Annotated in this window: 18 protein-coding genes and 1 pseudogene; 1 reads left to right on the forward strand and 18 read right to left on the reverse strand. The window is 72.1% G+C overall.

Annotated elements, in window-relative coordinates; all coding sequences use genetic code 11:
- The 9 genes and pseudogenes from fxsT to ACWDAS_RS17695 all read right to left on the reverse strand — a co-directional run bounded on the left by fxsT (position 1) and on the right by ACWDAS_RS17695 (position 11,993).
- Positions 1–4,467: an FxSxx-COOH system tetratricopeptide repeat protein gene (gene fxsT, locus ACWDAS_RS17655; protein WP_450391301.1), complete on the reverse strand. Its 4,467-nt coding sequence runs from the start codon at positions 4,465–4,467 to the stop codon at positions 1–3.
- Complete coding sequence (locus tag ACWDAS_RS17660; protein WP_450391304.1) at positions 4,422–5,276, reverse strand: AAA family ATPase; 855 nt, start codon at positions 5,274–5,276, stop codon at positions 4,422–4,424. The genes fxsT and ACWDAS_RS17660 overlap by 46 nt, the downstream gene beginning before the upstream one ends.
- A 263-nt stretch (positions 5,277–5,539) precedes the next feature.
- The gene (locus ACWDAS_RS17665; protein WP_450391307.1) at positions 5,540–7,033 is read right to left on the reverse strand and encodes a VMAP-C domain-containing protein; all 1,494 of its coding nucleotides are present in this window, start codon (positions 7,031–7,033) and stop codon (positions 5,540–5,542) included.
- The gene (locus tag ACWDAS_RS17670) at positions 7,030–7,476 is read right to left on the reverse strand and encodes an effector-associated domain 2-containing protein (protein WP_450391648.1); all 447 of its coding nucleotides are present in this window, start codon (positions 7,474–7,476) and stop codon (positions 7,030–7,032) included. The genes ACWDAS_RS17665 and ACWDAS_RS17670 overlap by 4 nt, the downstream gene beginning before the upstream one ends.
- Positions 7,477–8,034, reverse strand: a pseudogene (locus ACWDAS_RS17675) (S1 family peptidase); the annotation flags it as partial. It lies immediately after the preceding gene.
- A gap of 73 nt (positions 8,035–8,107) precedes the next feature.
- On the reverse strand, positions 8,108–8,431 hold the full coding sequence (locus ACWDAS_RS17680) for a CU044_2847 family protein (RefSeq protein ID WP_450391310.1): 324 nt from the start codon (positions 8,429–8,431) through the stop codon (positions 8,108–8,110).
- 114 nt (positions 8,432–8,545) lie between these two features.
- Positions 8,546–9,430, reverse strand: a complete 885-nt coding sequence (locus tag ACWDAS_RS17685; protein WP_450391312.1) for a metallophosphoesterase family protein — start codon at positions 9,428–9,430, stop codon at positions 8,546–8,548.
- Between the two features lie 77 nt (positions 9,431–9,507).
- Entirely contained in the window at positions 9,508–9,951 is a 444-nt protein-coding gene (locus ACWDAS_RS17690; protein ID WP_450391315.1) for an LppU/SCO3897 family protein, read from the reverse strand.
- 152 nt (positions 9,952–10,103) lie between these two features.
- The gene (locus ACWDAS_RS17695; protein WP_450391318.1) at positions 10,104–11,993 is read right to left on the reverse strand and encodes an ABC transporter ATP-binding protein; all 1,890 of its coding nucleotides are present in this window, start codon (positions 11,991–11,993) and stop codon (positions 10,104–10,106) included.
- A 251-nt stretch (positions 11,994–12,244) separates the two neighbouring features.
- Here ACWDAS_RS17695 and ACWDAS_RS17700 point away from each other — a divergent pair, with 251 nt between their 5' ends.
- A complete protein-coding gene (locus ACWDAS_RS17700) occupies positions 12,245–13,138 on the forward strand; it encodes a class I SAM-dependent methyltransferase (RefSeq protein WP_450391321.1) in 894 nt (297 codons plus the stop codon).
- A 36-nt stretch (positions 13,139–13,174) separates the two neighbouring features.
- Here the strand turns inward: ACWDAS_RS17700 and ACWDAS_RS17705 are convergent, their stop codons facing one another.
- The 9 genes from ACWDAS_RS17705 to ACWDAS_RS17745 form a co-directional block, all read right to left on the reverse strand.
- On the reverse strand, positions 13,175–13,879 hold the full coding sequence (locus ACWDAS_RS17705) for a histidine phosphatase family protein (protein WP_450391323.1): 705 nt from the start codon (positions 13,877–13,879) through the stop codon (positions 13,175–13,177).
- A 492-nt stretch (positions 13,880–14,371) separates the two neighbouring features.
- Positions 14,372–15,208, reverse strand: a complete 837-nt coding sequence (locus tag ACWDAS_RS17710) for an alpha/beta fold hydrolase (RefSeq protein WP_450391326.1) — start codon at positions 15,206–15,208, stop codon at positions 14,372–14,374.
- A 68-nt stretch (positions 15,209–15,276) separates the two neighbouring features.
- On the reverse strand, positions 15,277–16,050 hold the full coding sequence (locus tag ACWDAS_RS17715) for an alpha/beta hydrolase (RefSeq protein WP_450391329.1): 774 nt from the start codon (positions 16,048–16,050) through the stop codon (positions 15,277–15,279).
- 193 nt (positions 16,051–16,243) lie between these two features.
- Positions 16,244–17,623, reverse strand: coding sequence for a cytochrome P450 (locus tag ACWDAS_RS17720; protein ID WP_450391332.1), 1,380 nt, complete (start codon positions 17,621–17,623; stop codon positions 16,244–16,246).
- Positions 17,620–18,588, reverse strand: coding sequence for an NAD-dependent epimerase/dehydratase family protein (locus tag ACWDAS_RS17725; RefSeq protein ID WP_450391334.1), 969 nt, complete (start codon positions 18,586–18,588; stop codon positions 17,620–17,622). The genes ACWDAS_RS17720 and ACWDAS_RS17725 overlap by 4 nt, the downstream gene beginning before the upstream one ends.
- Complete coding sequence (locus tag ACWDAS_RS17730) at positions 18,585–19,484, reverse strand: hypothetical protein (protein ID WP_450391336.1); 900 nt, start codon at positions 19,482–19,484, stop codon at positions 18,585–18,587. The genes ACWDAS_RS17725 and ACWDAS_RS17730 overlap by 4 nt, the downstream gene beginning before the upstream one ends.
- Positions 19,481–22,279, reverse strand: coding sequence for a PEP/pyruvate-binding domain-containing protein (locus ACWDAS_RS17735; protein WP_450391339.1), 2,799 nt, complete (start codon positions 22,277–22,279; stop codon positions 19,481–19,483). The genes ACWDAS_RS17730 and ACWDAS_RS17735 overlap by 4 nt, the downstream gene beginning before the upstream one ends.
- Positions 22,280–22,281: 2 nt before the next feature.
- Positions 22,282–22,989, reverse strand: a complete 708-nt coding sequence (locus ACWDAS_RS17740) for a methyltransferase family protein (protein WP_450391342.1) — start codon at positions 22,987–22,989, stop codon at positions 22,282–22,284.
- Positions 22,986–23,909, reverse strand: coding sequence for an AfsA-related hotdog domain-containing protein (locus ACWDAS_RS17745; protein ID WP_450391344.1), 924 nt, complete (start codon positions 23,907–23,909; stop codon positions 22,986–22,988). Before ACWDAS_RS17745 ends, ACWDAS_RS17740 begins: the two co-directional genes overlap by 4 nt.
- Positions 23,910–24,090: the final 181 nt, after the last annotated feature.

Below are 24,090 nucleotides of genomic sequence, written 5' to 3' on the forward strand. Positions count from 1 at the left end.
TCAGACGCCGAGCAGGTCGATGTCGCAGTTGGCCCGCTTGGAGTTCTCCGCGTCGATGGTGGCCTGGTGCTCCGGCCCGTGGACGGTGCGGAAGAGGGCCAGGGCCCGGTCGTGCAACTCCTCCGCCTTCTGGGACTCGCCAAGGCTCTCGAGGTCGTACGACAGGTTCACCATGATGGCCAGGGTCGCGGGGTGGCTCCCGCCGCGTGATTCGGTGCTGAGGTCCAGGAGCCCGGTATCCATTGCGCGCGCTTCTTCGAATTCCCCGACAGCGAAGTGGTCACTGGCCAGATTGGTCCGGGCCAGGAGCGTGCGCGGGTGGTCCGGGCTGAGAACCCTGCTGAGGCCGTCCACCGCCGCGTGGTCCAGATCATGGGCTTCGGAGACGTGGCCCAGCAGTCGCAGGGTGACCGCGAGGTTGGTGGCGGTGGCGTACGTGTGCGGGTGCTCCGCGCCGAGGAGCGCCTGGCACCTCTCCATGGCGGCCCGGCCGAGTTCCGCGGCTTTGTCGAGGCTGCCGGTCTGACGTAGGTCGGTCGCGTGGTTCAGTGAGGCCCGCACCGTTTCCAGCGAATCTTCCCCCGCCTTTTCGCGGAGCACTTTCAGCGCCATGCCGGAGAGGTCCAGGGCTGCCTGGTGGTCGCCCAGTTTGCGCAGGGTGACCGCGAGTTCACGAGTGGCCCGGATGGTCATGTCGTGTTCCGGGCCAAGACGTGCCAGCGCCAGCTCCCTCAGGTTGGCCAGCAGCGTCCGCGCTTCGTCACCGCGGCCGAGTTCCTGGAGGTCGAGGGCCATCTGGTAGCGGCTGCTGAGGGTCGCGAGGTGATCGTCCCCGAGCACTTCGACCCGTCGCTCGTAGGTGTCCTCGTCCAGTCGGTACGCCTCCGCGAAGTCTCCCGCGAGGCGGAGGCTGACCGCGTAGTTGTGGGCGGACTGCAGGGTGCCCGGGTCGTCGGCGCCGAGTTCGCGGTGCGTCGTTTCGAACGCCTGCTGGTCCAGCTCCCGGGCACGGTAGAAGTCGCCCCGCAGGCGGAGCAGGATCGCCAGCACGCTCAACGCCCGCTGTGTCGTCTCGTTCCGCTCACCCAGCACACGCCGGCATCGATCCACCAGTTCGGCCTGGAGGTCGTACGCCTCGGTGTAGCGGTTCTGCCAGCGCAGCGCAAGCGCCCGGACCTGGTCCACCGCGATCACTTGCTCGTTGTCGTCTCCCAGCATGCGGCGCCAGATGGCCGCGGCCTCGTCGGCGACGTTCAGCGCCTCCACGTAGTCGCTGCGTTCCTGGAGGAAACGTGCCTCGTTGAGGACGAGATGACGGGCCCAGCCGTCGTCCTCGCATTCCACCATCCCGGTTGCCCGTACGTGTGGCAACAGGGCCGAGTAGCGGGGCCAGGCCTCGGGGAGTCCCGGATTTCTGGGGTCGGCGTTGGCGAGGATCTCGTGGGCGCAGTGGCGCATCCGGATGCGCTCTTGGGGATTCATCTGCTCGACGAGAACCCGCTGCACAAGACGGTGAACCTGAATGGTGGAATTACGGTGATCGATTCGCGCCAGGGCGTACCGGCCGATCTCCCGTACCGCGTGCGAGAGCTTGATGGGGTCGTCCAGGGCGCTGCTCAGTTCGGGGGGAGCCGCCACGCCGCGCACCGCCTCGAAGAAGCCTCGGGAAATCGGTTCGGGGGCGAAGAAGGCGCAGATCTGGAGCAATTGCAGCGCGGCCGGATGGTCTTCACTCAGACGGTCGAGAGACACGTTCCACGCCGCCGCCACGGGGAGGTCGTAGTCGGCGGGGGGCGCCAGCTCCAGCAGCTCCGAGCACTTGGTCTCGAAGAGGTCCAGGTACTGGTGGGCGGGCATTCCCGTCTCGGCGAGCCACACGGCCGCCTGTTCCACGGCGAGCGGCAGGTCGCCGAGGGCATCGGCCAGCCGGTCGGCGGCCTCGTCGGGAATCTGCGGACTGCGTCGCTTGATCAGCGCGACGCTTTCCGAACGTGTGAACACATCGACCTCTAGTGAGCTGGCCAAAGTCGACCATTGGGAGTTACGGGAAGTTACCATGACGCGCCCCGGACCGTCATGGGGGAAGAATTGCCGAACCTCGTGCGGGTTTTCCGCGTTGTCGAAGACCAGGAGCCAGTTCGAGTAGGGTTGGCCCACGCGAAGTGCTTCCAGGACGGCAGGTACGGCGCTTCGGTCGGCGCCAGCCCGCAACCCCATGTGTTCCCCGAGTTCGATGAGGGATTGCACAATCAGGTTGGTCTGCTCGGAGGGAATCCACCAGATGAGCTCGTAATCCCTGCCGTAGCGGTACACGTATTCGATGGCGATCTGGGACTTTCCGACGCCTCCCATGCCGTGCAGTGCCTCGGGCAGTACCGCAGTGGTTATTCCGGTGGCCAGCCGTTGGCGGAGCTTGGTGAGTTGTTCCTCGCGGCCCGTGAAGTTCCTGTTGCGCAGCGGCAGATTCGCGCCGATCCGCCTCGGGTTGGGCGGGGCAGTCTGCGGCTGAGCGCTCAGCGGGCCTGCGGACTGCTTCACGGGGGACGACACGGAACCTCCTGGGACTGCTGGCGAGGGCGACTCCTGCGGAGGCGTCACAGCGGCGGGCCGCGGCACGCGCTGCTCAAGCGTATCCGAGGGATCACTCGGCGTCATATTTGCTGGTAGGGGATGTTTGGGTGAACCGCGTTCCTCGCCGAGCAGATGTTCCAACCGGTCTGCGCGAACTTGATACGGGCCGGAGACGGCGGAGAGCGCGGTGCGTAGATGTCTGACGAACGGCCTTGTCTGGTCCGTCAGTGGTGGGGGGTCAGGCGCGTCGCTCTGCCAAGCCACCAAGGCCTCCCCTCCGGCGATGGCCGACGCGAGCCGTGGTCCCAGATGCGCGGAGACATGCCGAAGGACGCCGAGTGTCTCCGCACGCGTGCCCAGAGCGAGAAGCTCCTGTCTGACCCCCGCTGCGAAATCGAAGGAAACCCTCTGGGCGTCTTCCGCGTCGTAATCCTCGCGCACGCGCCGGAGCAGGCCGAACATCATGATTTCCGCGAGGTTCCAGGTCTTCGCCTCAGGCAGCATCCGCTGCACCATTCGCATGACGGGGAGGTTGAGCGGAGCGGCGGCCAGTCGGCGGGCCAGCGTGAAAGCGGTGGGGGATGCCTTGGCCATGAATCGGCTGACGGTCTCGCGGGCTCTGCCGGGCAGGGGTTCCGGCAGCGAGACCTGCTGATCGGTCCGGGCCTCGAGGTCGCCGTTGATGCCGGTGAGTAGCGCGGCCACGGTGTGACGGCCGCCCGGCGAGGCGATCAGCCGTGCCCAGCGCCCGAGGGAACCCGGGGTCAGTTCCAAAAGTGGCACGGCCACGGGGCGCGTGGCATTCGGGTGAGGTGGATCGCCCAGTGCCGACGAACTCGCCCCGACGCGGCGCATCCCGATCTGCCGGTTGGGGGCGACTGCCGCCGGGACGGAGAGCTCCACCCGCACGGCTGTGGGGAGGGTCGAATCCCACACTTCCTGCGGCATCACGCTGAGGACGGCGGTCGGTGAGGAGCGGGCCACCGAGTAGAGGAACGCCGCGGCGTCGCCGTTGCGCCAGCACGGGGACACGGCGTCTGTGACGACGAGCACCACGCAGTCCGGGCCGGACGCGCTGCGACGTGCGGTCGCTCCCAGCCCGCGTATGCGTGCGCCCTGTTCCGCGATGCCGACGCGGGACACGGTGATGGTGCGGAAGGCCGCCGTCTGCTCGAACAACTGGCGGAGCCGGCGGACGGTGTCCTGCCACAGGGCGAGCGACGGATGGTCGTCCACCAACAGGCGTAACTCGAGCCTGCGTTCCTTGGAAGGATGACAGACCGGCAGCCACAGCCCGTCGGCCGCGGCGCGTTCCGCTGTGGCGGCCTCGTCCACCGCCCAGGCAGTGGCAGAGGGGCGCCACAATCGCAGCGGACGCAAGGACCGCGCGAGGGCGAGATCCCCGAACAGCGCCGGAGTGGTGGGCCGGCTGCCCGGTTTCGGACCCTGCCGGGGTGCGGCGGCCCAGAAGGAGGCGGCCTGGACGGGAGCCTCGGGACCCGTCGCTTCCCAGCGCCATTCGGCTGCCGTATGAGCTCCCGGTTCGAGCCGTGTGGTCGGGGGAGTGCGGTGACTGCCGTTCACGGCGTGCACGGCGGCGTCGCGGGAATCGGCGGGGACGGGAGACGCTCCGGCGTCATCGGGCACTTCCGCGTGCCGAGGGGCCCCGGGAGGCCGATCTTGTGGGGGAGTGTGCTGGTCCGGTTGCGAAGAGTGGCCCTCGGGGGAGCGCCCCGCGTTCCAGTCCAGGTACGGGTAGGGAGCCGCAGCGTCCCTCCACGCGGCCAGATACAGCGCGTCCAGCAGCTCCTGCCGGGACGGGCGGGGCGACGGCCCATCCTCACGGCCGGTCACGTGGTGCCCGTTCCCGGGTCCGGCCCGTGGAGCCCGTGCCATACCGTCTTGCCGAATTCAGGGAGCGGGGCCGCCGGGTCCGCAGCACGAGCCGACATGGCCAGGTGGAGTGAGTTCAGCAGTTGATCGTTGGAAAGTCCGCCGCGTTGACGGCTCCTTTCGAGGAACCGCGGGATCAGTTCATCACCCCACTGTGCGGCGACCTCGCCGAAGTGCGCGGTGAGCATGTCCGCGAGATCGCCCTCGTCGGGTTCCGGCATGTCCAGCAGGAGGCACCTGCGCAGGAACGCGGGCGGGAACTCCCTCTCGCTGTTCGATGTCATGATCACCATGGGGAAGGCGTTGCACGTGACCGTTCCCCCGGTGATCTCGGCCTCGCCGTCGGGGTCGTCGGTCAGGACCTTCACCGACGGATGCCTGCGGCGGGCCCGGAGCAGTTCCGGAATCGCGTAGGAACCCTCTTCGAAAATGCTGAGTAGGTCGTTCGCCAGGTCCAGGTCGCTTTTGTCCAGCTCGTCGATCAGCAGCACCCGGGGCGCGGCGTACGGAAGCAGCGCCGTGCCCACAGGGCCCAACTGGATGTAGTCGCCCACACCGAGCGGTGCGGAGCGCTCGGCGGCGGACGGGTCGTCGCCTGCGGCGGCCCTGAGCGCCGCCGTGTCCTGGATGCGACCGATCGCGTCGTATTCGTAGAGGCCCTGCTGGAGGGTCGTGCGGCTGGTGATGTGCCAGCGCAGGACCCGTCCGAGGCGCAATTCCCGGCTTATGCGATACGCGAGGCTGGACTTGCCCGTTCCGGGGCGCCCCGACACCAGCAGTGGGCGGCGCAGAAGGAGAGCGGTGTTCACCATGTCCGCTTCGTGATCGGCGAAACCTGGGAATCTCCGCACCGGGGCATGGTGCGTGCCCAGCCGGCGAGTGATCTCGGCGTTGTCGGCCGGCGGTGGCGGAAGGACCGGACCGCCGCCGAAGGTCCTCCAGGAAGGAGGAGGGGGCAGGAGCGCGGCCAGGCTGGTGTCCTGCAGCGGCTGGCCCGTCCCGCGGTAGATCCACCAGCGTGGCGGTTGCCCGTTATTGGGACCGTGAACGGGCACAGCGTCATCGTCCGGGCGAGTCACGAACTCTCCTCCCCATCTGTGGGAGGAACCGTCGACGTGCCCACTGGCGCGATGGGCATCCGGTTCGGATCATCCCAGAGCAGAGCGACATGGCGGCCGACCAACACATCGTTCTCAGGATCGCTGTCGACGGCTGCGATGCGCAACGCCTTCACCACACCGGGTAACCCGCGGGGGTCGTGCCGGTCCAGCAGGGACCGCAATGCGGCCAGGAACGCCTCGTCGCCGTGGCCTCTCCGGTCCCAGAGGACGACGGGGACCCCGGCTCTCAGCGCTTCCACCAGCTCGTCCTGGCTTCCGCGCGCCCCCGGTTCGTCTCGTGCGCCGGTGGGGGGTTTGCTGAGGACCACCACAGCGGGCGGAGGCTCCGACAGGAGATGCGACCTGCCGTCCTCGGGGAACCAGTGGACACGGCCCGCACGGCCGTGCGCAAAGGCATCCCACCTCCGGCCCCAGCGGCCGTGGAGATCGCGTCGGCCCAGTCGGTCGAGACTGCGAACGACGACGTGGTGATCCTCCCCCAGCACCCCGCCCACCCCTTGGAATGAAGTCTTGCGCCATCGTTCCACACTCAGGTCCAGAAGATCCCTGGGGAGCACGAACTCCAACGCCAACTCGGTCCTGCGGTAGGCGATGTCGCTCTCCGCCTCGAAGACCAAGGTGGCCACCTCCCGCTCGGCGTCGCGCAGGCTGATCCGCGAGTCCTCCCCCTTGATCCGATCCCCCGGGTGCACGCGCAACCAGTGGCTCAGGAGGGTATCGCGTCCGGACACGGGGTCCAGGTCGAGCAGCGGGCGAAGCTGGATGATCAGATAGTCGGAGGGGTCCCAGGCATCGGTACCTCGGGACACCGGAGGACTCTCAGCCGGTACGGAAGCCTGCTCGGCCTGCCGTCCTCCGGTCGGCCGGTACGGGTCGTGCTCCTCGGCCCAGTCCATGATGCGCTGCTGCCGTTCACCGTCCGCGCCCAGTGCGAGCAGCTGCTGCAGCACCTGGAAACAGGGCAGTTGATCCCCTGGCCTGGCGTTGAGCGTTGCCGCGTGCAGGAAGACCGTCCATGGTTCGGTACAGGGGACCGGTGCCGCGAACCGTCCCAGAGTGTGAAGGAACGTCGCATACCGCCGGTCCAGATCGGGTATCCGGATGCCATCGAGCAGCTCGAAGAGCTGTTCCCAGCTCTCGTCGTCCAGAAGCTCGACCTCCCAGGCCGCGGTGGCCACCTTGAGCTTCCGTATCGAGAGCGAGTTCCCCTCGCGTATCTCCAGGGATTCCACCAGCCTGGCGATTCCCGCGGGTTCGACCGAGAGCTCTTCCATGATTCTGAAAACGAGACCGCGTTGGGACGTTCCCGCCGTGCTGTCCAAGGACGGGCCCAGTTGCGGACACAGACGGTGGACGATCTGACGCAGTATCTCGGTGTCGCGCAGGCAGCCGACTTCCACCACCGCATCGACCAGATACCTCGGCGGCACCCGTTCCGCGACCGTCATCGACCACCCCCCGCTTCCGACCTGTCCGCGCAGCAGATCCGCTCAAGGATTCCCGCAGCCGCGAGCGCTGACACCGAATCGCCCCCCAGAGTGCGCAGCGCCGCGCGCAGTGCCGGACATCCGTCGGAGTGGTCGGTGCATGCCTGGACCACCGCCTGGAGTTGCTGGCGGGGCCATGGATGGTCACGGATGCCGCGGCGAACCGACGCGGGGAGGGCGTCACGCAGGGTTCGACCGGAGTCGTAACCGATTTGCGGTACGTCGAGAAGTGCGTCGGCGAGTTCGTACTGCTGGGTCAGCGATGGCGGCGTGCAGGTACGGGATGTCGGGAGCCGGGCGGCGCCCGAGAGCGGTGGCCACAGACGGATGGCGGTGTCGACGGGGAGCATCCACGCGACCTTCGCGCCACGGTCGGTGTGGGCGGCCGTGACGATCCCGATCACACGGGCTCCGTCCGGGTCCCAGACGGCGGCCCCGCTGAACCCGCGTTGCACCACGGCGCCGGTGGTCCGCACTCCGTCGAGCTGGACCCACTCCGGACACGGCCCGCCCGTCCCGGTGATCCGGGCCGTGGCAATGAGGCCGGCGGGGGCGTCGCGCGGGTAGCCGATGATTGCGACACGTCGACCGCGGAGGGCTGCGCCTGGGGCCAGGGGCAGGGGGCCGCAACCGCGCGGGAGTGGGGGGTGGCCGTCCTCCAGGGCGAGCACCGCGAAGTCCGCGCTGTCTGTGAGGGAGGCGCCCGGATCGATGTCGCCGTACGGCGGGGCGGGAGACCAGGCAGCGGGCAGCGGATGAGCGGACGCGGCCCAGTCGCGTCCCGGCAGGTCGACGACAAGTGTGCCTCCGGAAGGGCCGCCGACGGCTGCATCGACCACGTGGGCACACGTCAGCACGTGGACCCCGGCCGCCGCGGATTCCTTGGGCGCCACCAAGACACCGGCCCCCCACGACGCGCCGTCCGTGGACAGCACGCGAACCTGACCTCGTTCAGGCCCCACAGCGATCGTCTCCCCCGAGCGTCACCGTTGTCCCTTGCACCCGTTGGGCCAAGTGTAGGCGGGGGCAGGGCGATCAGGGTGCCCCGCGCCGCCACACCATGGCGACCTTGAGATGCCCTTCCCCTTCGGTGTGGGCGATGACGGCCCCCGCTTTGGCATTGAAACGCACACCGAATTCGACGCTGACCTCCTGCGGTGGCTGGGGCAGCGCGATCAGCCGGTTGAGTGTGGTTTCGGCCACTGCCCGGATCCGGTCCAGCCCGGCCTCCAGCGAACCGGTTGCCTGCGCGATGGCGTCCCCGGCCCGTGAGACCGCGACCACTCCCGGCTCGTCATCGTCTATCTCCACCACGGCTTCGCCGCCGTCCGCCGTACGAAAGCTGATGAGGCGTGTCACAGAGATCCCCCTCGACTGCTGCTACGAACCGCCTACAGATGATGGCACCCAGCCCCTGCGACTTGCCGGCCTTCGTACGGAGTCGTCGGCGCGGTGCGAGGGCGGTGCGAGTGATCAGGCGCCGGGTCCCAGCCGGTCGATGACCGAGCGGAGCTGTTCGTGGTCGAGCTCGTACACGGTCTCGCCCGCCCGCGGGTCGCGTGCGTGGAGGACGTGGAACAGCGGGGCGTGGGGACCGTCGAGGTCGACGAGGGTCGCCGAGGCCCCGCGGACGGCCCGCTCGGTCCCCGGTGGCGCGGTGAGGTCGATGCGGCTGAGCACCCCAGCGGTGACCCAGACCGGGATCGACGCGAGGTGGCCGAAGAGCTGGAGGTGGAAGTGGCCGCACAGGATGAGCCGCACATCCGTGCCGCGTACCGCGTCCGCCAGCTCCGCGCTGTTCTGCAGCCCCAGGGCCTGCTGGATCTCGACGTCGAGGGTGATCGGCGGGTGGTGGAGGACCACGACGGAGCCGCGGGGCGCGGGTACGGCCAGCACCGCGCGGAGCCAGTCGAGCTGGCGGGCGCCGACCCGGCCGTACACCTGGCCGGGGACGAGTGAGTCGAGCGTGATGAAGCGGTGGCCGCCGATGATGCTGGCGGCCGCCCGCTCGCCCTGCGGGGAGTGGGCGACCGCCGCGGCCAGGTCGTCTCCGTCCGCGTCGAGATGCCCGCTGCCCAGCACCTTGGCGAAGGCGCCGCGCTCGTCGTGGTTGCCGGTGCAGAAGATCACCGGGGCCCGTTTGCGCCGGGCGAACTCCCGCACCATCTCGCGTGCCGCGGTGTACGCCTCCGGCGAGCCGTCGTCGGCGACGTCCCCGCTGACGACGACGGCGTCGACTCCGGGGACGGCGGCCAGGTCGGTGAGCATGCGGCGCAGGGACTCCCTGGCGTTGATCCCGCGGGAGTCGGGCGCGTCGTGGGGGCCGATGTGGATGTCGGATATGTGAAGGATCCGCATCCCGGCAACGGTACGCGCTCTCTGACGCGACGTCACCGCCTGCGGCCGGTCGGGTGACCGGCCGCAGGCGGGAGCCGTCAATTCAGGGAATCGAGGCAGAGCGTGAAGTCCCGGCCGGCGCCGCCCTGGGCGTAGCGCCTGTACGGGTCGTCGCAGGTTCCGTCAGTGCCGGAGACCCTGCTGACGACCTTGAACTGGGCCTCGGGGGCGCCGCAGTCCACGATCTCGAACTCCGGGTCGCCGGCGGCGACGAGGCCGGTTGCCGTCGGGTTGCCGGCGTGCAGGCAGTCGCCCGCCTCGGCGGTCGCCGCGCCCGCGAACCAGACTTCGTAGCCCCCGTACGCGACCACCGCGATCACGGCGACGGTGACGATTCCGCGGAGGATGCCCCTGACGCTCACACGGCGGTCCGGGACCGGGGCCGTGCGGTGGCTGTACGGGTTGCCGCCCTGGGGCGGACCGTGGGGAGCCCCGGGCGGCTGGGAGTACGGGTTGTTGCCGGGCAGCGGCGGAGTGCTCATCGTGAATCCCCCTGGATGCCGCAAAGGCAAGGTCAACTGGCCGCTGGAAGTTACCACCGGGATGTATGTGGCGGGCCGGGACGTCGAGATCTGTGGCCTTGACGTGACATCGGGTGCGGACGACGGCGCGTTGGTCGGGCGCTTCAGGGGTTTCAGGCGACCCCGGCGGGCTCCGCGTCGTCGTCCGCGCGGAACTGGGTGCGGTAGAGCTCGGTGTACCGGCCGTCCGCGGCCAGCAGTTCGGTGTGCGTGCCGCGTTCCACGATCCGGCCGTCCTCGACGACGAGGATCAGGTCGGCGGCGCGCACCGTCGAGAGGCGGTGGGCGATGACCACCGCGGTGCGGTTCTCCAGGGCCTCGGCGAGGGCTTCCTGGACGGCGGCTTCGGAGGTGCTGTCCAGGTGGGCGGTGGCCTCGTCGAGGATGACGACGCGCTGCCCGGCCAGGAGCAGGCGGGCGATGGTCATGCGCTGGCGCTCGCCGCCGGAGAGCCGGTAGCCGCGTTCGCCCACGACGGTGTCGAGGCCGTCGGGGAGCTCGGCGACCAGGCCGTCGAGGCGGGCGCGGCGCAGGACCTCCCACAGCTCGTCGTCCGCGGCGTCCGGCCGGGCGAGCAGGAGGTTGGCGCGGATCGAGTCGTGGAAGAGGTGGCCGTCCTGGGTGACCATGCCGACGGTCGCGCGGACGGAGGCCGCCGACAGGTCGCGGACGTCCGTGCCGCCGAGGCGGACGGCGCCCTCGTCGACGTCGTACAGGCGCGGCAGGAGCTGGGCGATGGTCGACTTGCCCGCGCCCGACGAGCCCACCAGCGCCACCGTGTGGCCGGCCTCGGCCCGGAACGAGATCCCGTGGAGGACCTCGCCGCCCGCGCGGGTGTCGAGGCTCGCGACCTCCTCCAGCGAGGCGAGCGACACCTTGTCGGCGGCCGGGTAGCCGAAGCGGACGCCGTCGAACTCGACGGCGACCGGGCCGTCCGGCACCTGGGCGGCGTCCGGCTTGTCGGCGATGAGCGGCTTCAGGTCGAGGACCTCGAAGACCCGCTCGAAGCTGACCAGGGCGCTCATGATGTCGACGCGGGCGCCCGCCAGCGCGGTCAGGGGCGCGTAGAGGCGGGTGAGGAGCAGGGCGAGCGTGACGACCGAGCCGGCCTCCAGGGTGCCGGTGAGGGCGAAGTGGCCGCCCACTCCGTAGACGAGCGCCAGGGCGAGGGCGGAGACGAGGGTGAGGGCCGTGATGAACGCCGACTGCGCCATGGCGGTCCGTACGCCGATGTCCCGCACCCGGCGGGCGCGCTCGGCGAACTGGGCGGACTCGTCGTCGGGCCGGCCGAAGAGCTTGACCAGGGTGGCGCCGGGTGCGGAGAACCGCTCGGTCATCTGCGTGCCCATGGCGGCGTTGTGGGCCGCGGCCTCCCGCTGGAGGCGGGCCATGCGGGTGCCGGTGCGGCGTGCCGGTACGACGAAGACCGGCAGGAGGACGAGGGCGAGCAGGGTGATCTGCCAGGACAGGGTGAGCATGACGCCGAGGGTCAGCAGCAGGGTGACGAGGTTGCCGACGACTCCGGACAGCGTGTTGCTGAAGGCGCGCTGGGCGCCGATCACGTCGTTGTTGAGGCGGCTGACCAGGGCCCCGGTGCGGGTGCGGGTGAAGAAGGCGACGGGCATGCGCTGGACGTGGTCGAACACGGCGGTGCGCAGGTCGAGGATGAGGCCCTCGCCGAGGTTCGCCGACAGCCAGCGGTTCACGAGCCCGAGACCGGCCTCGGCGAGGGCGATCACGGCGATGAGCACGGCCAGCGTGGTGACCCGTCCGGAGTCGCGGCCGGAGACGATGGCGTCGACGACCCGGCCCGCGAGGACCGGGGTCGCCACGGCGAGCAGCGCGGTCACCACGCTGAGCAGTACGAACTCGGTCATGCGGCGGCGGTGCGGCCGGGCGAAGGCCGCGACGCGGCGCAGGGTGTGGCGGGACAGGGGGCGGCGGTCCTGCGTGGCGTTCATGACGCTGTGCAGCTGGGTCCAGGCCGTGGTCTCCATGCTCATGCGACGACCGTAGAACCTCGACCGTCCTTGAGGTCAAGGCGGGTCCCCTGATCGCGGCCGGACGCCCGGCACTCATGACGACGGGCCGCCCCGGAGGCCAAGGCGGCCAGGAATCGAGAAATGCGGAAAAGCGCCGCGGATGTTTCGCCCGGATGGCGAGCCGGCGTCGCGAAGCGGCGTCCCGCGATGCCGGCCGGCGATCGATATCCTCACGTGCAGGCCGGTGGACCATCTCTCCAGGGGAGCAGTTCATGCCGCATTCGGGAGAAGTCGCGGACGGAATTCCAAGGCCGCAGCGGTTCGCGGACGTCAAGGGATGGTTCTGGCCGGTGGACCAGTTGCTGTTCGACTGGTTCCTGAGGCGGCGGACCGATGGGGAACAGCGGGGTGACCTGCTGGAGCTCGGCGCCTATATGGGAAAGAGCGCCATCTTCATGGGGAACTACCTCCTGGAAGGCGAGCGATTCACGGTCTGCGACCTGTGGGATTCCCCGGCCATGGACGGTCCCAACAGTGCCGAGATGGGCTTCGCCTATTCGACACTCACGCGGCGTGCATTCGAGGCCAATTATCTGTCGTTCCACGACGAGCTCCCCGCGATGGTGCAGGGGCCGACCTCGGTGATCACCTCCCACGTCGGCGCCCGCACTTGCCGCTTCGTGCACGTCGACGCGTCGCATCTGTACGAGCACGTCTCCGGCGACATCGCCTCGACGCGGGAGCTGCTGCTCCCGGACGGCATCGCGGCGTTCGACGACTTCCGCAGCGAGCACTGCCCCGGCGTCGCCGCCGCCGTGTGGGCGGCGGTGGCGACGGACGGCCTCAGGCCCGTCGTGATCACGGGCACCAAGCTCTACGGGACCTGGGGTGATCCGGACCGGGTCCGTGAGGAGCTGTTGCGGTGGCTGAGGACGCGCAAGGACCTGTGGCACGCCGTGGACCAGGTGGCGGGACTGCCCCTGGTCCGTGTCAAGGGCACGGGCATCGAGCCCCCCGCGCCGCCGCTCTCCCGCCACCAGCCGCCGCCGGGGCTCACGTCCGCGCTCTCACCCCGCGCCTCCGTCGCGCGCCGCCTGGCCAGGGACCTCTGCCCGCCGATCCTGATCCGTGCTCTGCGATCGTCCCGCCATCGCCGGACACCGTGAGGGCCTCGCGGAGCGCCGCGACCCGGTCGCCCTTCCCTACGCCGTGTGCAGGGACGACGCCGAGCGGCGACTTTCCTCGCGCGGCGGGGTGTGAACACTCCGACCGGCCTTGAGGTCCGGCGCGTCGTCCAGGACGAGAGACGGCTCCCGGGGCGGCAGGAACCGGCCCACTTCCGCACCTCGCACCGCGGGGGAGCGCCGGACCTGCCAGCCGTCACCTCGCGACGTGAAGGAGACGGTGGACAGGGGAGGCACGTCGAAATGCCAGAAGGCCCTCGCGGGTGTGGACATGGCATGGACGAGCAGGGCGCGGATAAAGGTGGGCTCGGCGATGGCCAGCGCGGGGCCCGTGCCGGGAGGCAGGCTGTTCAGCCAGTTCGCGGCCCGGCGGCAGAGCCGGCGTACGGACTCGCCTCCGTGCGGCGCGGCATCCGGATCCGTGAGCCAGGCGGACAGTCCGTCGGGGTCGGTTTCGGCGATCTCACCGACCGTGCGTTCGCGCCACGTCCCGTAGTCGAAGTCGCGCAGTGCGGGCTCGAGCGTCGCCTTCACCCCGAGGGCGTCGGCGGTCTGCGCGCAGCGGATCGACGGGGCCCGCCAGATCACCGAGTACGAAATGAACCGCGCGGGCGTGGCGCCTGCGTCGTGCCGGTCGCGCGCGCTCAGGAGACCGTCACCGAACGCGGTGTCCCTGGTGGCGTCGCGGGCGGGGGCACTCAGCAGCGTCAATTGGACTGTCATACGGATGACCCACTTCCTGTCCCGGCGGGATGCCGGATGGTAGGAGACCCCCGACAGCAGTTCTGTCATAAAAGGTGATGAGTCGTCTGCCGCCGCTCAGGTGATGAGGCGGGCGTGTGCCGCATCGACGGCGATCAGCCGTTCTGGAGACGTACGAGTGAGCGAGCCCCCCCCCGCGGGGGACTCGGGCTGCCGCGCCGGTGCTGTGACCGGTGGAACGTTGCTCACATGATCCAGCATGGCGGGGACCGGCCCCGCAACCCATCCGGCGTGTGGCCGGGCTGCCCCCATCGAATGGCTGGTGCGCCCCCGCCACCCGGCGGAACGGCTGTGACGTATGGGGCTGGGGCGGTTCCGCAACGGCCGGCGGGACGTGCGCGCACCGATATCCGCGCCCGCAGTGGGTGTCCGGCCGGCACGGCCCTCCCGGGCAGGGGCAGGGAGACGACGCCCCTGCCCCTGCCGGTGAGACGACGGCGAGGGTAGGGCCGCCTACCCCAGGAAACCCGCGACGGCTGTCACGAACCGGTCGGCGTCGTCGAGCCACGGGAAGTGTCCGGCGCCCGGCTGGACGACGAGCTCGGCGTCCGGGAACAGCCCGGCGAACTCGGCCGTCGTCGCGGGCGGCGCCCCGGGATCGACCTGCCCGGCCAGCAGCAGCACCGGCGGAGCGAACCGGGCGAGCGCGGCGCGGGTGGCGTCCGGGTCGAAGGCGCCGTCGGCGCCGAAGGCGGCCATGACCTCGCTGTTCGTCTGCGCCTCCTCGGCGGCCTGGTGGGCCTGCGCCGTCGCGTCCCAGCGGCCGTGGGAGAACGGCGCGACGGCCTGCCAGCTGTCGGCGGTGGCCCTGCCGGCGAGGATGCCCTCCAGGGCGGCGAACGCCTCGGGGAACCACGACTCGTCCCGGCGGAGCACCGCGGTCTCGCGCCGGAGGTCCCCGGTGATCGTCAGGCCGACGGCCCTGACGCTCGGTGTGATCAGTGCGAGCCTGCCGACGCGTTCCGGATGGCGGCCCACGTACAACGCGGCCAGATTCGCCCCGGCGCAGTGCGCGAGCAGGTCCACGCGTTCGAGGCCGAGGTGCTCGCGCAGGGCCTCCACGTCGTCGACGAGCCGGTCGCAGCGGCAGGCGGCGGTGTCCTGCGGCATCGGGGACAGACCGGTGCCCCGGAGATCGAGCTTGATCAGCTGCCGGTGCGCGGACAGGCCGCCGAGGTCGCCGAGGTAGGCGGAGTCCTGCGGGCCCCCGGGCAGGCAGATCACCGGGGGGCCCTCGCCGAGGACGTGGTAGGCGAGCTTGGTTCCGTCGTACGCGGGGAAAAAGGGCATGGCGAGATTCCTTTCGGCGGGGCTCAGTCGGGAGTGCGTGCTCGGTGCGGCGGTGCGATCCGTGCGCGTCAGCGGGCTGCCCGCGATGCGTCGGGGTCGTGGACGAGGTGACGGGCGAAGAACCGTTCCGCACTCTCCAGCTCGAACGCGGGCACGCCGATGTGGCCGCCCGGGTTGGCGTGCAGGGTCTTCTCGGTGGAGGCGAAGGCGTCGAAGAGCGCGAGGCCCGAAGGGCGCGGCAGCAGTTCGTCGTCCCACTGCAGGAGGAACTCGACGGGGACGGTGACCCGAGCCGCCGCTTCGGCCAGGGATTCGTGGCCCACCAGTCCGAACACAGCGGCACGGATTCGCGGTTCGGCCGCTACGAGCGGTATGCCGATGCCGCTGCCCAGGGACACGCCCCAGAATCCCACCGGTCCGCCCGCGCCGACGTGGTCACCTTCCTGGAGGGCGTCCAGGGCGGCCCGCCATTCGGGCACGGCCCGCGCGGCGAGTGCCGCGTTGTGCCCGGTGACCAGTGGGGCCACCGGCTCGCCCGCCGCGATCGCCTCCCTGACGCGTGCCGCGACAGCGCGGTCCTGCGCGGTGCGCGGGCGGTCGCCGTGTCCGGGCGCGTCGATGGCGGCCGCGGAGAAGCCGAGGGCGGTGACGTAACGGTGGGCGCGGGCGACGACGCCCGGGGCCTTCTTGTGCTGCCCGCCGCCATGGGCCAGCAGCACCAGCGGGCGGTCACCGGAGGTACCGGCGGCGTCGGCGGGGGACCAGAGCACGCCGGTGATGTCGCCGAGGGTGAAGAGACGTTCCGAGACGCCGTTCGAGGTCGTCTCCGAGACGAAGCGCATAGGGTTCGTGCCTTTCGGGATGCCTGAGGGCGCTCCCGGGACCACCTGTGTCAGATGGACCGCGCAGCCGTGCGGGAGGAGAGCACCCAGCCTGATGCAGCGTTGATGGGTCTCACCTCCTCGGTCGGTCACGTGCACGGCGACGCTATCAGGCGCGGGGCCGTGCGGTCAGGCGATTATTGCGCCCGGCGGTTCACCGGGCCCCGGTGCCCTCCCGCGGCAGGGCGCGCATCGGCATGGCGGTGGGGTGGACGACGGCGCCGCGGGCGAGTTCGCGGACACGGGTGCCGTCGGCCGGGCGGAAACGCCAGCGGGCGGCGACGGTGGCGACCTGGAGGACGGCCTGGGTGAGGGCGAAGACGTTCCCGGGACACTGGCGGCTGCCCGCGCCGAAGGGGATGGACGCGGCCTTGGGCAGCCGTGCGGCCTGTTCGGGGAGCCAGCGGTCGGGGTCGAAGGCGAGCGGGTCGGCGTGGAGGTGCGGCTGGTGGTGCAGGACGTACGGGCTGAAGAGCACCGTGGCGCCGGCCGGGACGCGGACCCCGCCCAGGAGCACCTCGTCCGGCGAGAGCCGAAGGATGATCCACGGCGCGTACCGGCGCAGCGCCTCCTGGACCACCCGGAGGGTGAAGGGGAGGCGGGGGATGTCCTCGAAGACGGCCGGGCGTCCGGCGAGGACCTGGTCGGTCTCCTGGTGGAGGCGCCGCTCGATGTCGGGCTCGCGGGCGAGTTCGTGGAAGATCCAGGCCAGGGTGGCGCCGGTGGTCTCGGTGCCCGCGACGAGCATGTTGACCAGCTGGTCGTGGACCTGGGCGTCGGTCAGCCGTTCCCCGGTCGTCCCGTCCGCCGCGAGCGACAGGACGGAGAGCAGGTCGCCGCGGTCGGTGCCGTCGGCGCGGGCGGCCTCCACCACGTGCCGGGTGGCGGAGCGCAGCCGGCGCACCGCCTGGTCGAAACGCCGGTTCGCGGGGGTGGGCAGCCGCAGGAGGACGTCGGGGAGCATGGAGCGGCGGGGGATCTCGTCGAGGACGAGCGGCAGCGAGCGCTGCACCTCGGTGACGGCGTCCGCGCCCAGATGGGAGGAGAACAGGGCCCTGGCCACGGTGGTGAGGGCGAGTTCGTTCATCTCCTCGTCCACCCTCAGGACCTCGTACGGCTCCCACAGTTCGGTGCGCTCCGCGGCCACGGCGGTCATGGTGGCCGCGTAGCGGGCGATCCGGGCCTTGTGGAAGGCGGGCTGCATCAGCCGGCGCAGCCTGCGGTGCTCGGCGCCGTCGGCGGTGCCGACGCCGGAGCCGAGCAGGGGGCGCACCTTCTCGATGAGGACGCCCTGGTCGAAGCGCCCGGCCTCGCCGACCAGCACGCTGCGGATCAGCTCCGCGTCGTTGACGACGTACGCGGGCAGGCCGCCGAGGCGGATCCGCACCACCGGGCCGGCGGCGGGCAGTGAGCCCAGGAACTCCAGGGGACGGCGCAGCAGTGCCGGGCCGTGCCCGACCAGGGGCAGAGCGCCGGCGGCCGCGGGCGCGCGGCGGGCGGTGGCGACGGGGGCGGAGGTCTGGGCGGGGGTCACGGCGTCTCGTTTTCCGACAGGCCGGCGGTCGCTGCCGCCGACGGGGCGAGATGGGCGCGGTACCAGGGCGCGGCGGCGGCGAAGCGGGCGGCGAAGCCGCCGGGGCGATGGCCGGTGCGCCGCCAGATCCGGGCGCTGTCGTAGTGGTGGTCCTGGCCGAACAGGGCGAGGTGGCGCAGTTCGCGGGGCCGGCCGGCGAGGAGTTCGCGGGCCTCGGCGTACGCGATGTCGGCCTGGGGGGCGGGTACGCCGAGGTGCTCGGTGAGGGCCGCGGCCAGATCCCGTACGGCGACTGGCTCGGGGTGGTTGACGTGGTGGACCTCCCCGCCGGGCACCGGCCCCCGGCCGGCCCCGGCCAGCGCGGCGACGGCCGCCGCCAGGTCCTCGACCGCGACCAGGGAGAGCCGGGCCCGCCCGCCGTCGACTGAGACCGGCAGCGCGGTGAGGGTGCGGGCGAGCCGCGGGATCAGCCAGCGGTCGCCCGGCCCGTACACGAACATCGGCCGCAGCACGACGCCTCCGGCCGCGCGGACCGCGTGTTCGCCCGCCAGACGGGAGCGGCTGACGGCGGAGACCGGCGCCGGCACGAGGTCGTCCTCGGCCGCGCCGCGGTGCGGGCCGCGGCCGTAGACGGCCGCCGTGCTGAGGTGGACGATCCGCTGCACCCCGGCGCGGCGGGCCTCGGCGACCAGGGCCGCGGTGCCCCGGTCGTTGACCAGTTCGCAGGCACGGGGGTCGTCCTCGTCGACGGCGGCGGCGAGATGGAGCAGGGTGTCGACGCCGTCGCAGATGCCGCGCAGGGAGTCCGGGCGGGTGAGGTCGCCGTGGACGAGCCGCGCGCCGCGGTCCGCCCCGGGCGGCCGGCGGTGGACCAGCAGCCGCAACTCCAGCTGTTCGGTCCGCAGCCGGCGGTGGACGGCGCCGCCGACGAAACCGGCGGCGCCGGTGAGCAGGACGGTCGTCATCGCATCCCTCCGGGCCCGGCGGACTGGATCAGCAGCGCCGAGGTGAGCAGGGCGGACAGGAAGCCGACCACGAAGACCATCGCCGCGGGCACCGGCCACGCGGCCGTGCGGCGGCGCAGGAAGCGCAGCGCCGCTGCGCCGGGGAAGGCCAGCAGGGCGCAGGGCAGCAGCGCCCGGGGGTCGCGCAGCACGGCCGCGGCCAGCACGGCGGCGAGGACCGCCCAGCCCAGGGCCACCAGGGCGCTCGGCACCGGGCCGATCACGCCGGAGTACATGCGCGAGCCGGGTTCGTGCCGCCAGCGGGTCTTGCGGGCGAACTCGAAGTGCAGGAAGACGCACGCGAAGACCAGCAGGAGCGGCAGCGCCGTCCAGCGGGCCGGTACGGCGGTGGAGTCGGTGAGGGAGACGTACACGTACACGCTGAGCAGCAGCTGCACGGGGTGGGTGACGGCGAGGTTGAGCAGGAGGCCGTCCCGGACCCGCGCGGACCGTCTTTCCAGCACCACCAGCAGCCAGGCGTACGCCAGGTCGACGGCGAGCGGGAGGAGGGACAGCGCGGACAGCGCCGCGTTGAGCGCGACCAGCAGCACCGCCACCCCTGCCATCGCGCCGCGCAGCTGGGCGACGGTGACCGTGCCCCGCACCAGGGGGCGGTCCGGGTTGTGCTCACGGTCGTAGTCGAGGTCCTTCTGCTCGTCCACGACCCGCAGGTAGAACAGCACCAGGACGGCCGAGGCGCAGCGCACGGCCGTGCCCGCGCCGGGGTGCCAGGGGGTGTGGGCGGCGGCCGCGGCGGCGGCCTCCAGGGACAGCACCCACAAGGCGGCGTAGGTGAGATACACGTACGGGGTGAACACCTGGACGGTGAACCGGGCGAGTGCGGCCGCTGTCCTCATCGTTCCACCCCCCTGCCGTGGTCACGGGCGGCCACCGGGGCGTGCGGCGCGAGGACTTTGACGCGGCCGGTGGAGCCGTCCAACTCGATCAGGGCGCCGTCCGGGATGGCGGTGGTGGCGCCGGCGACGGCGACGACCGTCGGGATGCCGAACTTGCGGCCGGTGATCGCGGTGTGCGAGAGCAGGGTGCCGCGTTCCACGACCAGCCCGCTCGCCCCCAGCATCAGGAAGAGCCAGCCGGGGTCGGTCTCCCGGGCCACCAGGATCATGTCCTCGCAGGGTTCGACGGGCCGGTGCGGGTCCAGCACGACACGGGCGGTGCCGCGCACCACCCCGCTGCTGGAGCCCAGGCCGGACAGCTCCCCGTCACCCCGCCGGTCGGGCGGGGACGCCGCGGCCGCGTCCGGGTCGCCGGGGAGCCGGTCGCGGACCGGACCCAGGGTGGTGAAGCCCAGCGGGAGGTCGGGCCCAGGGGCCTCGTACTCGGCCCGGCGCGCGTCGGCCAGGGCCTGGAGGTTCCCGCTGACCCCGCTGCCGTCGTACCAGCCGAACAGCTCGTCCTGGGTGAGGTGGACGACGTCGCCGGGGGCGCGCAGCACCCCACGCGCGTGCAGGTCCTCGCCGAGCGAGGCGAAGACCGCCTTGCTGTAGCCGAACAACTCGCTGCGGAAGTAACGGGAGTTCTCCCGGTGGACGATGCTGCGCCGCACCGTCGACAGCAGCGTGCGCAGCAGCCGCAGCCGGGGTGAGCGGTCGCCGAGCGCGGCGGCCAGGCGTTCCTCGGCGGCGGCGCGCACCCGCAGTTCGGCGGCGCGCAGGGCCGGGCCGTCGAGATCGGTCGCCGCGTACTCTCCGGCCATCTTCAGCACCGCCCACGGCGTGCGGCGCAGATTGGGCTGCTCCATCTTGAGTTCCTGCAGGCCGCGGTCGCCGTACCGGTCGAGGTGGTCCAGCGCCGCCGCCCGGAGGTCCTGGCCGTACGCGCCGTCCCGTACCGCCGCCCAGAGCTCCGGGCCCGGGTCCGGGTCCGCGCGGAGGGCGGCGGACAACCGCGGGTCGCGGCGTACGGCGTCGGCCAGCCGCAGCAGCGACATCACCGCCTCGCTGCTGCGGTGCGACTCCTCGCCGCAGAGCAGATCGCTGAGGAGACCCGGGCCCTCGTGGGGCACCCAGCGGGCCAGCAGCCTGGCCGTGATCCCGGTGGTGGTGCCGAGCACGGAGTCGTTGACGAGGGTGACGCCCCAGTGGTTGCCGGCCTGCCGCCACACCTCACGGTGGTCCTGGATGCGGGCCAGCGGGTCGACGGCGGACCAGTCGGCGCCCCGGCGGCCCGCGATCAGCGCCTCCCACCAGCCCTCGAAGGCGGTCATGGCCCGGCTGTGCCCGGCGATCAGCCGTACGACCCGGGCCATCGGCCGGGCGAGCCGTACGGGGGAGGGCGCCGGCGCCGCGGCGGGGCCGCTGCCCTCGGCCAGGCCCATCATCGACTCCCAGGAGGCCCGGAAGTACGGGAAGACGGGCAGCTGTCCGTGCAGCCGGTACCAGGAGTCCAGGTCGTAGTGGATCCGGTTGCGGTGCAGCCCGATCATGCGCTCCAGGTACGGCTCGTTGTCGTGGAGGGTGCGGGCGGGCACACCCAGCCTGCGGTACAGGTCGTGGAAGATCGACCGGTAGAACTTCTGCGCGAAGGAGTAGGTCAGCGCGGTGGTGGGGCCGGGGAAGCTCTCGGTGATGTTCGCGCTGCTCCACAGCCGGCGCAGCCTCAGATCCACCGCCACCGGGCGGGACTGGACGAGGTGGACCCGCCCGTCGGCGCTGATGGCGCCCTCGATGTCCTGCGGCTGCCCGCCGAAGAGCCGCTGGACGGTACGGCCCAGGCCGGCCAGTTCCCGTACGCGCGCGTCGTCGAGGACGGGGGCGTCGCGCAGTTCCGGCGGCACGGGCCGCGGCACCGGCCCGGCGTCCGGGCGTTCCGGGTCCGGGACGAGGCGTTCGGGCTTGGCGGCCACGACCCGCTCCACCCGCTGCTCCGGGCCGCGCAGGAAATAGTGGTCGACGCCGACCCGCTCCTGCACCACGCCCTCGCCGAGGCCCAGGCCGGCGGCGATGAGGGTGTCGGCGGCCCCGGTCCTGGGGTCGCAGGTGAACATCACGAAGGAACGTTCCGCGGGCACCATGCGCTGGACGCCGACGGCGACCGCGATGCCGTCGGCGTCGTCCGCGCCGTCGGCGTTGTCCGTGCCGTCCGTGTCGCCGGTGTGCACGGGCAGGCCGCGGGCGTGCCGGTACATCAGGGCCTCCGCGTTGTACCCGGAGGCCCAGCAGGCCCGGACTCGGTCCGCCACCGAACCGCGCTGGACCTGCAGGAAGCTGTCGCTGAGTCCGGCGAAGGGGTCCTCGGCGGAGTCCTCGCCGTGGACGCCCGCCGTGCAGGCGCGCACCGCGGCCGGCGCGCCGGGGCCGATCACCTGGTCGAAAGCGGCGAGCACGCGCCGCTCCGCGTCCGGCGGCAGGGGCGCGGCGGTGTACAGCTCGCGGATCCGCGCGGCCGCGGCCCGTACGGAGTCGGGGTCGGTGAAGTCCGTTGCCCGCAGCAGGGCGTCGATCCGCGGGCGCAGCGGCCGGGTGACGAGGCGGTGCCAGTCCACGGGCAGGACGAAGAAGGCGGGCACGGTCAGGCCGGCCGCCCGCATCCGGGCCAGCCGCGCGAACTTGTGCCCGCAGTTCGCCGGGGTCATCCGCGCCTCGTCCAGCAGCGGGACGAGGACGCCCTCGCGGTCGGGGTTCCTGGCCACGGTCACCACACCGCCGGGATCAGGCGCTTGCGGTGCCGGGCGTACTCGGGGTACCCGCGCAGGTCCATCAGGGTCCGCTCCTCGGCGCGGATGCGCAGCACGACGGCCGGCAGCAGCAGCGCCAGGAGCGCGGCCACGCTCAGCGGACTGGCGAAGACGCCGACGAAGCCGGCGTGCGCCAGCACCATGCCGCTGTACGCGGGGTGACGCACCGCCCGGTACGGGCCGCTGCGCACGACCTGGTGGTCGTCGAGGGTGCGCACCTTGTGCGAGTAGAAGCGGCCGAGCCGGTGGACCGCCGCCAGTCGCAGCGCGGCCCCGGCGACGAACACGGCGGCCGCGAGCCACTGACCGGGGCCCCACCCCTGCCACCACGGAGCCACGAAGAGCGCGGCGGCCACGACGGCGCCTCGGGCGGCGCCGTACCACTGCATGGTGCCCCGGTCGTCACCGCCGCTGGACTGCGGGGCGGCGCGGAAGGTGATCCGCAGTTCCAGCAGGGTCCACAGGAGGTAGAGGCCGATCAGGACGGCCTGGGCGCGGTGCCGGGGATCGGCCCAGTGGCCGCCCTCGCGGACCAGGGCCCAGCCGAGGGCGATCAGCCCCGCGGTGAACAGGGCGGGCGGGAAGAGGCTTTCCAAGCTCGGGCGGGGCCGGGGGCGGTCGCCCGGTCCGGGGCGGGTCCGCGCACCGTCGGCGTCCCGGTTCATCGTGCGCCTCCCGCGGCGGTGCCGCGCAGCCTGCGGTACGCGGCCGGGGAGAGCGCGTACCCGCTGAACCGGGCCTCCCCGACCGGCCCGCCGCTCGCGCTGAACCGGATGCGGACGTCGCCGCCGCAGACCGGGGGAAGCGAGTCGGTCCACAGCCGGACGCGCTCGGCCCGCCGTACGGGGCGGGCGGTGGCGGCGCGCATCGAGGCGACGACGTAGCGGCGGTCGAAGGTCACCCGGCGTGACTCGTGGCCCAACAGGGTCACGAACTGCCGTGCCGATTCGGTGAGTTCGGTGAGCGAGCGCAGCTCCGTGCCGTGGCCTCCGGAGAGGGCGCGCAGATGGTGGCCGCGGGGCGGGGAGAGCAGTTCGGCGCTGTAGCCGCCGGGGCCGTGGTTGCGGTAGCCGGCGAGCAGGACGTTCTCGGGGCGGTGCCGGTGCACCAGTTCGGGGGCGACCATGGCGGCCCGCAGCGGTCCGTGGTCCTCCGCCGCCCGCGGCCCGGGGAGCATTCGGGACGCCGGGGGCGGTACGGCCACGGCGTGGATCCGACCGTCGCACACCGTACGGTCCTGCTGCAGCCCGCGGACCCGCCACCCGCCGGGGGCTCCGGGCAGGGGGCGGGCGCTGAGCTCCACCGGCAGGTGCTTCTCGGCGAAGCGGCCGAACTCCAGTTCCAGCGCCAGGACCCGCCAGCCGGCGGGGCGCGGGCCGGCGGCCTCGCCGCCGCGGGGATCGGCCGCGTGCTCGACCAGTTCGGCGGCGCCGTCGATCAGCAGCGCCGCGGGCAGGTGGTCGAGGGGGTGGTCGAAGAAGAAGGGGTCGTCTTCGGCCGCCCGCAGGCTGGCGGTCCAGGTCACCGTGGCGTCTGAGCCGCGGTGGGCGACACGCTTGTCCGTCGGCGCTTCCAAGACTGGCATCGGACAACAACTCCGTTGGTCGGCCGGGCTGTGCACGTTGCGTGGGCAGGTTCCGTCGATCAGACCAGCTCTGTGTTGCGCGCTGGAGTCGACGTTACTACCCGCCGGTAATAACTATCGGCGGGCGGCTCGCGCCGGACGGATTCCGGCCACACCCCGGCCCGGCGTTACCCGCGGTCCG

This window comes from Streptomyces sp. NPDC001070, from assembly GCF_053598835.1.

What these genes read in the sequence shown, in the direction of transcription:
- fxsT (WP_450391301.1), bottom strand. Translation starts at nt 4,467, where the DNA reads ATGGCACGGGCTCCACGGGCCGGACCCGGGAACGGGCACCACGTGACC.
- ACWDAS_RS17660 (WP_450391304.1), bottom strand. Translation starts at nt 5,276, where the DNA reads ATGGTGAACACCGCTCTCCTTCTGCGCCGCCCACTGCTGGTGTCGGGG.
- ACWDAS_RS17665 (WP_450391307.1), bottom strand. Translation starts at nt 7,033, where the DNA reads ATGACGGTCGCGGAACGGGTGCCGCCGAGGTATCTGGTCGATGCGGTG.
- ACWDAS_RS17685 (WP_450391312.1), bottom strand. Translation starts at nt 9,430, where the DNA reads ATGCGGATCCTTCACATATCCGACATCCACATCGGCCCCCACGACGCG.
- ACWDAS_RS17690 (WP_450391315.1), bottom strand. Translation starts at nt 9,951, where the DNA reads ATGAGCACTCCGCCGCTGCCCGGCAACAACCCGTACTCCCAGCCGCCC.
- ACWDAS_RS17695 (WP_450391318.1), bottom strand. Translation starts at nt 11,993, where the DNA reads ATGAGCATGGAGACCACGGCCTGGACCCAGCTGCACAGCGTCATGAAC.
- ACWDAS_RS17700 (WP_450391321.1), top strand. Translation starts at nt 12,245, where the DNA reads ATGCCGCATTCGGGAGAAGTCGCGGACGGAATTCCAAGGCCGCAGCGG.
- ACWDAS_RS17705 (WP_450391323.1), bottom strand. Translation starts at nt 13,879, where the DNA reads ATGACAGTCCAATTGACGCTGCTGAGTGCCCCCGCCCGCGACGCCACC.
- ACWDAS_RS17710 (WP_450391326.1), bottom strand. Translation starts at nt 15,208, where the DNA reads ATGCCCTTTTTCCCCGCGTACGACGGAACCAAGCTCGCCTACCACGTC.
- ACWDAS_RS17715 (WP_450391329.1), bottom strand. Translation starts at nt 16,050, where the DNA reads ATGCGCTTCGTCTCGGAGACGACCTCGAACGGCGTCTCGGAACGTCTC.
- ACWDAS_RS17725 (WP_450391334.1), bottom strand. Translation starts at nt 18,588, where the DNA reads ATGACGACCGTCCTGCTCACCGGCGCCGCCGGTTTCGTCGGCGGCGCC.
- ACWDAS_RS17730 (WP_450391336.1), bottom strand. Translation starts at nt 19,484, where the DNA reads ATGAGGACAGCGGCCGCACTCGCCCGGTTCACCGTCCAGGTGTTCACC.
- ACWDAS_RS17740 (WP_450391342.1), bottom strand. Translation starts at nt 22,989, where the DNA reads ATGAACCGGGACGCCGACGGTGCGCGGACCCGCCCCGGACCGGGCGAC.
- ACWDAS_RS17745 (WP_450391344.1), bottom strand. Translation starts at nt 23,909, where the DNA reads ATGCCAGTCTTGGAAGCGCCGACGGACAAGCGTGTCGCCCACCGCGGC.